This is a genomic window from Paractinoplanes toevensis, assembly GCF_018332695.1.
Classification (GTDB): domain Bacteria; phylum Actinomycetota; class Actinomycetes; order Mycobacteriales; family Micromonosporaceae; genus Actinoplanes; species Actinoplanes toevensis.
Genome location: NZ_BOQN01000016.1, coordinates 88,997 through 99,285, shown reverse-complemented (window position 1 = coordinate 99,285; position 10,289 = coordinate 88,997). Strand labels below are relative to the sequence as shown.

The following is a 10,289-nucleotide window of genomic DNA, read 5'->3' as shown; positions in this document are numbered from 1 at the left end:
TGGCGGGATGATCCGAGCCGGCGCGCTCAGCGCTTGCGCAGGTGGGTGTCGATCGCCTCGATGATGCGGGGGCGCAGCTCGGACGCCTTGATGACGGCGTCGACCGAGCCGACCTCCACGGCTCGCTGGATCGAGTGGATGCGGTCGAACTCCGCGGCCACCTCGTTCAGCTTTTCCGCGCGTACTGAAGCTCGCAGCTCGTCCAGCTCCGCGGCCAGCGCGCCCTTCTCCCGGCCGGACGCCGCGCCCACCCGGGCCTCGGCCGCGCGGACCCGCGGGTCGGCCGCCGTGCGGGCGTTGACGTCGCCGGCGAAGACGGCGGCCGCGGCGGGGGCGCCGCCCAGCACCGACGCGAACGAGCCCTCGATGGCCAGGACCGTCATGTTCGGGTTGAGGCGCTTGGAGAAGACCACGAACGCGCCGCCGTGGTAGCGGGAGATCACGCAGAAGACGATCGGGCCGTTGAAGTTGACGATGGCCCGGCCGATCTCGGCGCCGTACTCGAGCTGGATCTTTCGCATCGACTCGGGGGAGCCGTCGAAACCGGACAGGTTGGCCAGGACGACCAGGGGGCGGTTGTCGCTGGCCGCGTTGATCGCGCGGGCCGCCTTCTTCGACGAGCGGGGGAACAGCGTCCCGGCCGTGTAGGTGTCGGGGCCGTCGGTGGGCGGGAAACCGCGCCTCGGCACCGAGCGGGACTCGATGCCGAGCAGACACACGGGCACGCCGCCGAGGTGGACGTCCTGGACCACCGCGGTCTCGGCGTCGGCCATGCCGGCCCAGCGCTCCAGGACCGGGTGATCCTGGTCGGACAGCGCGCGCATCACCGTGCGGATGTCGAACGGCTTCTTGCGGTCCGGGTTGGCGGTGGACGAGAAGATCTCGCCGACCGTGGTGAAGTCGCTGCCCTCGATCTGGTGCGGGAAGCTGGAGACGTCGCGGTCGACCGGGTCGGTGGTGGCCGCGCGGCGGGGGGCGTTCTCGCCGGGGGCGATGTACGTGTGGTCGTAGTGCGACATGAGCACGTCGCGGGCCGCGGTCAGGTTCGGCGCCCAATATTGCGCCTGGCCGTTGGGGCCCATCACCCGGTCGTAGCCGCCGATGCCGAAGTTGTCCTCGGCCGACACGCCGCCGGAGAAGTCCAGGGCCTGCTTGCCGGTCAGCACCATGGCCGAGTCGGGCGTCATGACCAGGATGCCCTTGGTGTGCATGAGCATGGTGGCTTCGGCGTTCCAGTACGGCTGGGCGCCGACGTTGATGCCCGCGACGACGATGTTGATCTCGCCGCCGGCCTGGGTGAACTCGACGATCCGCTTGAGCGCCTCGGCGACCCAGTCCATGTTCTCGGTGCCGGACTCCATCGAGATCCGGGCGCCGGAGGACAGTGCGTACCACTCCAGCGGCACCCGCAGCTCGGTGGCCAGGTCGAGGGCGGCGATGACCCGGCGGCATTCGGGCTCGGACAGCGCGCCCAGCGACTTGGTCGGGTCGCCGAGCAGGACCACCCGGGTGACGCCCTCCGGATAGAGCGGGGTGGCCGTGGTGACCACGCCGGCGACCAGCGCCGCGGTGTTCTTGCCCTTGGGCCGGTCGACGGGCACCAGGGCCGTGTCGACCAGGTCGTACTCGACAAAACTTCCCAGCAGACCCGTCAACTCGTACGGATAGACGGTGTTGCGGGTCGCGGCCCGGAGCACCTTCTGCCGGTAGCCGTCGAGCGGCTCGACCGGGTCGGTGGACGGCTCGCCGATGGTCAGCGCGGTCTCGCCGGTGGCGTCCAGCGCGATCCGCACCGCGACCTTCTGCAGCCGGCCGTCCCGGTTCTGCCGGGCGATGAACAGGATCTCCTCGAGGCCGGCCCCGACCGCGGTCGGCGTGACCCGGCGGGCGATCGTCTCGATCTCGTCGCGGGTGACCGCGAACGCCGGCCACACGTAGACGACGATCCGGTTGGTGTTGAACCGCTTGTCGCTGGGCCGCTGCTGCTGGGCCCGGCGCAGCGAGTCGAGGCAGGTGGCGATGGTGTCCTCGGCGGTGGGCAGGGCGACCAACCGGCCGTCGTGCTCCCGCAGCTCGGTGAGGTCGCGCACCTGGGCGAACGCCACCAGGCGGTCGTCGGCCGGGTTTTCCCGGGCCACCGCGCGGAACAGGTAGATCTCCTCGTCCGAGGAGGGCACCCGGGTGAGGTCGAACTTGCGCAGGCGTTCCATCTGCATGCGCTGCGCGATGTACGGGTGCAGGCCGCGGATCAGCCGTTCCTCCATCATCCCGGTGGTGGCCGGGCGGAAGGTGAAGTGGTTGTGCACGACGGCACCGCCCCGGCCGGCGACCGCGACGGTGACCCGGCGGATCCGGTCGGGCAGCGGGTGCCGGCAGATGATCTCGTGCAGCTCGGCGGCCATCGCGTCGGGCGATGCCGGCTGGCCCTCCCAGGACAGGTAGATGTCGGCGTCGATCGACATGTCGCCGGTGGCCAGCGTGGCCAGACCGTCGAGCACGCTGCCGAGCTTGTCGAACTTCTCGGCGGCCGAAACCAGCCGCGCCCCGGCCTTCTCGGCGACCAGGAAGGAGCAGCCGTCGGCGTCCACGGTGCGTACCCCGGTGAGGCCCTTGTTGCCGTAGTAGCGGCGGGTCAGCACCTCCAGCATCACCGAGTTGTCCAGGTTGTCCCGGACGAGGCGCTGCCCGAGGAGGCGCATCAGCGGCTCGGTGCTGCGCACCATCTCGGCGATGCGCTCGCCGCGGTCCGGCGCGGACGGGTTGGTGTCCAGGTAGCGCAGGTGCTGGCGGACGCCGGCGTAGACGAGCGCCCGGTTGCGGCGCAGCAGCGGCTGGCCGAACCAGGCGAACACCACGCCGCGGGCCAGGTCGGCGACCGCCGGGAAGCGCACCTGGGTGGCCGCGACCAGGCGTTCGAGGGCGAGGCCGGTCGGCTCGCGCAGCGTCTCGTCCGGCGGCGGCTCGGCCAGCCAGGAGCGCAGCAGCGTGGCGATCAGGGTGGCGTCGGCGGCGGCCCGCTGCTGGGCCAGGAAGATGCGGAAGACGGCGGCCTCGAGCGCGGGCGTTCGTTCCACGCCGGTGACGCCGTAGTGGCCGAGGGACTTCTTCAGCTTGGCCTGGAACGACTCGGGCAGCCCGGCCCGCTCGACGTCGAGGCTCTGCAGGTAGGTGTGGAAGTACTCCCGCGCGCTGTGCACGTGGGTGTCCTTGCCGCCCTCCTCGCCGGCCGGCCGGTTGCGGCTCAGCTCGGCCAGGTCGGCGAAGACCTCGATCAGCTCGACCTCGCCGGCCAGCGGCCGGTGACCCGCCTCGGCGGCGGCGCGGCGGGCGGTCAGGTAGTCGGCCAGGACCCGGCGATTGTCGTGCGGGTCGGCGTCGAAGCCGAGCAGCAGGCTACGCAGGTCCTCCTGCCGTTCCCGGGCGGACACCTCGGTGCGTTCGACGGGCAGGTCGATCTCGACCGCCGCGACCTGCGCCGTGGCCGCCTCGGAGCCGTCGCCGATGGGCTCCAAGCGCAGCAACGCCGCCCCGGACTCCACCTTGCTGCCGACGGTGACCAGCACCTCCTTGACGCGGGCCCGGAACGGCGCCCGGAGCACGGCCTCCATCTTCATGGCTTCCAGCACCAGCACCGGCGCGCCCGCCTCGACCTCGGCACCGGCCTGCAGCGGGGTGGCGACCACCAGCGCGGGCATCGGGGAGCGCAGCACGCCGCCCTCGTCCCGGCTGATCCGGTGGGTGACGCCGTCCACCTCGACCAGGTGGATCACGCCGTGGCTGCCGATGAGCAGGCGGTGCCGCTCGCCGTTGACGGTGATCCGGCCGGAGTACTTGTCGTAGCGTTCCAGCTCGACGTCGGCGGTGCGGACGTCGTCGCCGGCCTCGACGCCGACCCGGAACCGGTGGGCGCCGACCCGGGCGACCCGCACCTTGTAGGTGGCGCCGCGCAGCTTCAGGTCGAGCGGGGTGCCGCTGCGGTGCTGCACCTGGGGGCGGCCGCCGAACGCGGTGGAGAGCAGCCGCTGACGTTCGGCGATCTCCTCCTCCTCGTACGCCTCGATGGCCGCGGCGGCCAGCGCGACCGCGCTGTGCCGGTGCGAGACCAGGCGGCCCTGCTCGCGGACCCGGTCGATCCAGCCGGTGTCGGCGCTGCCGTCGATCACCTCGGGCTGGTCGAGCAGGTCGAGAACGAAGCTCTTGTTGGTGGCGCCACCCTCGATGATCACGATGGTGTCGGCCATGGCCCGGCGGAGCCGGCCCAGCGCCTCGTCACGGTCCTTCCCGTACGCGATGATCTTGGCGATCATCGAGTCGAAGTCGCCGGGGATCGAGTCGCCCTCGCTGACGCCGGTGTCGACCCGGATGCCGGGGCCGGCCGGCAGGTCGAGGTAGGCGATGCGGCCGGGGGAGGGTGCGAAGTCGCGGTCCGGGTCTTCCGCGTTGAGCCGGGCCTCGATGGCGTGGCCGCGCTCGACCGGCGGGGTGCCCTCCAACCGGCCGCCCGATGCGACGTGCAGCTGGGCCTTGACCAGGTCGAAGCCGGTGGTCGACTCGGTGATCGGGTGCTCGACCTGCAGCCGGGTGTTGACCTCGAGGAAGGCCAGCAGGTCGTCACCGGGGTGGTAGAGGAACTCGACGGTGGCCGCGCCGCGGTAGCCGACCGCGACGGCGAGCCGCTCGGCCGACTCCTTGAGCTCGGTGACCCGGGCCGGCGGCAGGACCGGCGAGGCCGACTCCTCGATGACCTTCTGGTTGCGCCGCTGCACCGAGCAGTCGCGCACGCCGAGCGCCCACGCGGTGCCCTGCCCGTCCGCGATGACCTGCACCTCGACGTGCCGGGCGCCGGTGACCAGGCGCTCCAGGAACACGATGCCACTGCCGAACGCGCGGGCCGCTTCCTGGCTGGTGCGCTCGTAGGCGTCCTCCAGGGCCGCCGGGTCGCGGACCACCCGGATGCCGCGCCCGCCGCCGCCGGCGGTGGCCTTCAGCATCAGCGGGTACCCGATGTTCGCGGCGGCCGACAGGGCGGCCTCGAGGGTCTCGACCGGGCCGCGGCTCCACGGCGCGATCGGCACGCCGACCTCCTCGGCGATCAGCTTCGAGCCGATCTTGTCGCCGAGCTTGCGCATGGCCTCCGGGCTGGGGCCGATGAACGTGACGCCGGTGCGCTCGCACAGCTCGGCGAAGGCCGGGTCCTCGGCGACGAAGCCCCAGCCGACCCAGGCCGCGTCGGCCCCGGAGTCGATCAGGGCGCGTTCCAGCGTCTTGAGGTCGAGGTAGGGCCGGGCCGCGGCCGGACCCAGGTCGTAGGTGATGTCGGCCTCGCGCACGAACGTGGCGGTGCGGTCGACATCGGTGAAGAAGGCGACGGTCTCGATCGGTGTGCCGGTCTCCGCGGCCAGCTCACGGACGGCGTGGATGAGCCGCATGGCGGCCTCACCACGATTGACGATGGCGATACGTCTGAACACCGGTCGAGCCCCTGCCTCGCAAGAATCTTTGCCAGGAGCCTACTGGCGTCCTCCCCGAGGCTTAAGTCCCGGCAGATACGTGTCGGTAACTTCCACCTAGTTCCGAAAGTTTCGATGCCCTACGAGCTGGCAGTTCGAGGACGCTTTCGTGGTGGGATGCGCCATCCGCAATCGCAGACATTGACATCTATCGAAACCTGCTCTTAACCTGCGATTCAAGTTTCGGACTCCTTCCGTAAGTTGCGAGGTGCCGCATGCCCGAAATCGCCCTCCTCGGCGTCGAGGTGGTGGCCGTCACGATCCTGGTCGCCGGGCTCTACCTGCCCCGGCACCGCCGCCGCGACCTGGTCGTCGCGTACTTCGGCGTCAACATCGGGGTGCTCGCCGTCGCCGACGCGCTGCAGTCCAGCAAGGCCGGGGCCGCCGGGCTGGGCGTGGGCCTGGCCCTGTTCGGAGTGCTGTCGATCATCCGGCTGCGCTCCACCGAGTTGGATCAGCACGAGGTCGCGTACTTCTTCTCGGCCCTGGCCCTGGGTTTGCTCGGCGCCCTGGAGACGTCCTCGGTCTGGCGCAACGTGGGGCTGATGGCCCTGATCCTCGTCGTCATGGCGGTGGTCGACCATCCGCGGCTGCTGCGCCGCTTCGAGCACCAGATCGTGGTGCTCGACACCGCCCTCACCGACCGGCGCGAGCTGGTCCGGCGGCTGGAGGACCTGCTCGGCGGCACCGTGCACTCGGCCCGGCTGCAACGCGTCGACCTGATCAACGACTCGACCGTGGTGGACGTGCGCTACACCGAGGGCCGGGTTCTGGCCGGGGTGCTCCGGTGAACCCGGCGCTGTGGCGGCTCCCCGCGATCGGCCTCGCCGAGCTGGAGGAACGCGCCGCCCTCCGCACCCGGATCGACCGTAAATACCTGATGACCGAGGCCTCGGCCGATCGGATGCTCGATCTGCCCGAGGCTCGCGCGCTGGAGATCGACGGGGTTCGGCACTTCACCTACGAATCGCTCTACTTCGACACCCCCGAGCTGGCCAGCTATCTGCGCACCGCCTATCGGCACCGGCGCAGATTCAAGATCAGGACGCGGACGTACGTCGATTCCGGCGCGATCTGGCTGGAGGTCAAGGTGCCCGGCCCGCGGGGCAGCACGGTCAAGTACCGGGAGCCGCACGGCAGTCCCGACGACGGCCGGGCGTTCATCGACGAGGTGTTCGCCCGGCACGGCCTCGGCGTCCGGGACGATCTCACTCCCACACTGCGGACCGCGTATCTGCGGTTCACGCTGGTGCTCCCGGACGACAGCCGGGTCACCGTCGACACCGATCTGCACTGGACCGCCGGTGACCGGGAGCTGCGGCTGCCCGGCATGGCCATCGTCGAGACCAAGACCGGCTCGGCGGCCTGCGCGGCCGACCGCGGGCTGTGGCAGCGCGGCCACCGCCCGATCGCCATCTCCAAGTACGCCACCGGGTTGGCCGCCCTGCGTACCGACCTGCCGGCCGCGCCCTGGCGACGGGTGCTGCGCCGGCACTTCTCCGGGAGCGTGTCATGCGTAAGTTCCTAGCCGTACTCCTGTTGATCGTGGGTTTGATCTCGGTACCGACGGCCGCGATGGCGGCCGACGACATCACCTTCTCCACCCCGAGCGGCACCTTCCAGGGCTCGGTGAGCGTCGGCCTGGCCACCGCGATCAGCGGCGCCGAGATCCGCTACACCACCGACGGCAAGGCGCCGGCCGCGACGTCCGCCCGATACACCGCGCCGCTCACCCTCACCGGCACCACCCAGTTGCGGGTCCAGGCGTACGTGAACGGAGCCGCCACCGGCACCGGCGCGACCGGCCTCTACGTGGCCCGCAACTTCGACGCCCAGCACGACCTGCCGATGGTGCTGATCGACGACTACGGCAAGGGCAAGCCCGGCCGGGACTACGTCGACGCCGCCGCGATGGTCCTCAACGGCCGGCTGTCCAGCACGCCCGCCGTCGCCACCCGGGCCGGGATCCACCTGCGCGGGCAGTCCTCGGCCACCTTCGACAAGGCGCCCTACCGGCTCGAACTGCGGGACAGCACCGACGACGACACCGACGTCGAACTGCTCGGCATGCCGGCCGACTCGGACTGGGTGCTGCGCGGGCCGTTCAGCGACAAGTCCCTCGTACGCGAAGCTCTGGTCTTTGATCTGGGTCGCGAGATGGGTTCGTCGGTGCCGCGTCACCGGTTCGTCGAGCTCTACCTCAACACCGACTCCGGGCCGGTGGCGTCCGCCGACTACCAGGGCGTCTACATGCTCGAGGAGACCATCAAGAACAGCAAGGACCGGCTCGACCTCAAGCAGCTCAAGGAGACCGACACGACGCTGCCGAAGATCACCGGCGGGTACATCTTCGCCTTCGAGTGGCTGGCCGCCGAGGAGCCGATCATCCCCTGCACCGGCTCCAGCTGTTTCAACTACCTGGAGGTCAAGGACCCGTCGCCGCTGAATGCCGAGCAGAAGGCCTGGCTGACTTCCTATCTGCAGCAGTTCCACGACATGTTGCACAGACCGGACTTCGGCGCCAACTATCGGAACTGGATCGACACCCGCTCGTGGATCGACCTGATCATCCTGAACGAGCTCAGCCGGGAGATGGATTCATATCTCCGCAGCACGTACTTCTACAAGGATCGCGACGGGCTGATCACCGCCGGCCCGCTCTGGGACTACGACCTCACCTTCGGCACCGGTGGCTACTTCGGCAACGAGCAGACCAGCGGCTGGCAGTACCAGCAGACCCGCAGCCCGCAGGCCAACGACTGGTTCCAGATCCTGCTCACCGATCCGGCCTTCCAGCGCGACCTCAAGGCCCGCTGGACCGAGCTGCGCCAGGGCGTGCTGGCTCCCGCCGCGCTCAACTCCCGGGTCGACACGCTCACCGCGCCGCTGACCGCCGCGGCCGCCCGCAATTTCCAGCGCTGGCCCAACCTGCCGACCCGGATGATCGGCCCGTTCATCACCGACACGTCGCCCACCTGGGCCGGGCAGGTGCAGGTCATGCGCAACTGGATGACCCAGCGCGCGGCCTGGCTGGACACCCAGTGGGCCTCGTCCTCCCCGCCGACCTCTACGCCGCCCACCTCCGCGCCGCCGACCTCCCCGCCGCCGGCTTCCGCCGGCTGCTCGGCGACCTACTCCAAGGTGAGCGAGTGGGCCGGCGGCTTCCAAGCAGATGTACGGGTGACCGCCGGCTCGACCGCCACCCGGACCTGGGCCGTCACCTTGACCTTCGCCAACGGCCAGAAGATCAGCCAAGGGTGGAACGCGGTCCTGTCCACCAGCGGTACTGTGGTGACCGCCCGTAACGAGACCTACAACGGAGCGTTGGCCGCGTCGGCCAGCACCACGTTCGGTTTCATCGGCACCTGGGCCGGCACGAACGCCGCGCCGACCCTGTCCTGCACGGCAACTTGAACGTGAGGTCTTTTCAAGAACGGGCCGCCCCGACATGATTCGCTGATGCCGCACGAAAAATCAGCCGCACGGCGCGCCACGTGGATCGGCGCCGGTTACGCCGCGCAAGGCTTCGGTTACGCGGCGGTCGTCACGGCCCTGCCGGCCTTCAAGGACCGGCAGGGCATCGACGACGGTTTCGTCTCGATCATCCTGCTGCTGGTGTGCGTGGCGGCGGCCGGCGGCTCGGTCATCGCCGACAAGGTGGCGGCCCGGTGGGGGAGTCGCTTCGCGCTCGGCGGCGGCCTCCTCGCGGTCGCCCTGGGGCTAGGCCTGACCACCTTCCACACGCCGACCGCCCTGTTCACCGCGATCCTCATCGCGTACGGCGTCGGTCTCGGCGCCGTCGACGCCAGCCTGAGCATGCAGGGTGTTCTGGTGCAGGCCCGGATCGGCCGCAGCGTGATGAGCCGGCTGTTCGCCGCCTACACGGCGGCCGCGATTCTCGCGGCCCTGCTGATGTCCGGCTTCGCGGCCTCCGGCGGCGGCGCCGCCCTCGCGGTCGGTGCCGCCGCACTGATCGCCGCGCTGGTCGTGGCCGGCGGCTTCAATTCCTTCGAACCCGGGCGTACGGCGATGCCGGACCTGGCCGGCGACAAACGGCACGACGGCACCCGGCACGTGGTGTGGGTGTGCGGCGCGTTCATCTTCACCGCGTTCCTTGCCGACTCCGCGGTCAGCACGTGGAGCTCGGTCTACCTGGACGACTCCCTGTCGGCATCGGCCGCGGTGGTCCCCCTCGGCTACGCCGCCTACCAGGCCGCGGTGCTGCTGTCCCGGCTGGCCGGCGACCACGTCGTACCCCGCATCGGCCGCATCCCCTCCGCCGCCGCCTGCCTGCTGATCTGCGCGGCCGGCTGTGCCGCGGTGGTGGCCGTGCCGTCGATCCCGGTGGCCATCGCCGGTTTCGCCCTGACCGGCATCGGCGTCGGCGTCCTGGTCCCACTGGCGTTCAGCGCGGCCGGCGAGGCGGCCCCCGGCCACAGCGACGAGGTGATCGCCCGGGTGAACCTCTTCAACTACGGCGGCGCCCTGGTCGGCGCGGTCCTGCTGGGCGCACTGTCCGAGCCGATCGGCCTGCGCATAGCCTTCCTGATCCCGGTGCTGGGCCTGCTGGCCACCATCCCGGTAGTGCGCTCCCTGCGCCGCCTCACCACCACCCCGGCAACCATGTCGCCGCCGGCAACCGCCCCGCGCTGAGCGGCGCTGCCGCCACCCGTGATCATCGCCCGCTGAGCTGCACTGGCCGCCGCCCGCAACCGCTTCGCGCTGCGCTGCCGCCACCCGCAGGCGCTTCGCGCAGCTGCATCTGCCTCGCCCGCTGGC

At 70.9% G+C, this 10,289-nt stretch carries 5 protein-coding genes; 4 read left to right on the top strand and 1 reads right to left on the bottom strand.

Annotated elements, in window-relative coordinates; all coding sequences use genetic code 11:
* Positions 1-26: 26 nt before the first annotated feature.
* Complete coding sequence (locus tag Ato02nite_RS07115; protein WP_213005580.1) at positions 27-5,471, bottom strand: ATP-binding protein; 5,445 nt, start codon at positions 5,469-5,471, stop codon at positions 27-29.
* Between the two features lie 254 nt (positions 5,472-5,725).
* On the opposite strand from Ato02nite_RS07115, the gene Ato02nite_RS07110 reads away from it, so the two are divergent.
* Genes Ato02nite_RS07110 through Ato02nite_RS07095 form a run of 4 tightly spaced genes read left to right on the top strand, consistent with a single transcriptional unit; the run spans position 5,726 to position 10,163 of the window.
* The gene (locus tag Ato02nite_RS07110; protein ID WP_213005579.1) at positions 5,726-6,301 is read left to right on the top strand and encodes a DUF4956 domain-containing protein; all 576 of its coding nucleotides are present in this window, start codon (positions 5,726-5,728) and stop codon (positions 6,299-6,301) included.
* A complete protein-coding gene (locus Ato02nite_RS07105; protein WP_246606223.1) occupies positions 6,298-7,038 on the top strand; it encodes a polyphosphate polymerase domain-containing protein in 741 nt (246 codons plus the stop codon). Before Ato02nite_RS07110 ends, Ato02nite_RS07105 begins: the two co-directional genes overlap by 4 nt.
* On the top strand, positions 7,023-8,924 hold the full coding sequence (locus Ato02nite_RS07100) for a CotH kinase family protein (protein ID WP_246606220.1): 1,902 nt from the start codon (positions 7,023-7,025) through the stop codon (positions 8,922-8,924). The genes Ato02nite_RS07105 and Ato02nite_RS07100 overlap by 16 nt, the downstream gene beginning before the upstream one ends.
* A gap of 45 nt (positions 8,925-8,969) precedes the next feature.
* Complete coding sequence (locus Ato02nite_RS07095; protein WP_213005578.1) at positions 8,970-10,163, top strand: MFS transporter; 1,194 nt, start codon at positions 8,970-8,972, stop codon at positions 10,161-10,163.
* Positions 10,164-10,289 lie beyond the last annotated feature (126 nt).

Bases quoted from the DNA above. Each gene is read 5' to 3' on its own strand.
- Ato02nite_RS07110 (WP_213005579.1), top strand. From the start codon at position 5,726: ATGCCCGAAATCGCCCTCCTCGGCGTCGAGGTGGTGGCCGTCACGATC.
- Ato02nite_RS07100 (WP_246606220.1), top strand. From the start codon at position 7,023: ATGCGTAAGTTCCTAGCCGTACTCCTGTTGATCGTGGGTTTGATCTCG.
- Ato02nite_RS07095 (WP_213005578.1), top strand. From the start codon at position 8,970: ATGCCGCACGAAAAATCAGCCGCACGGCGCGCCACGTGGATCGGCGCC.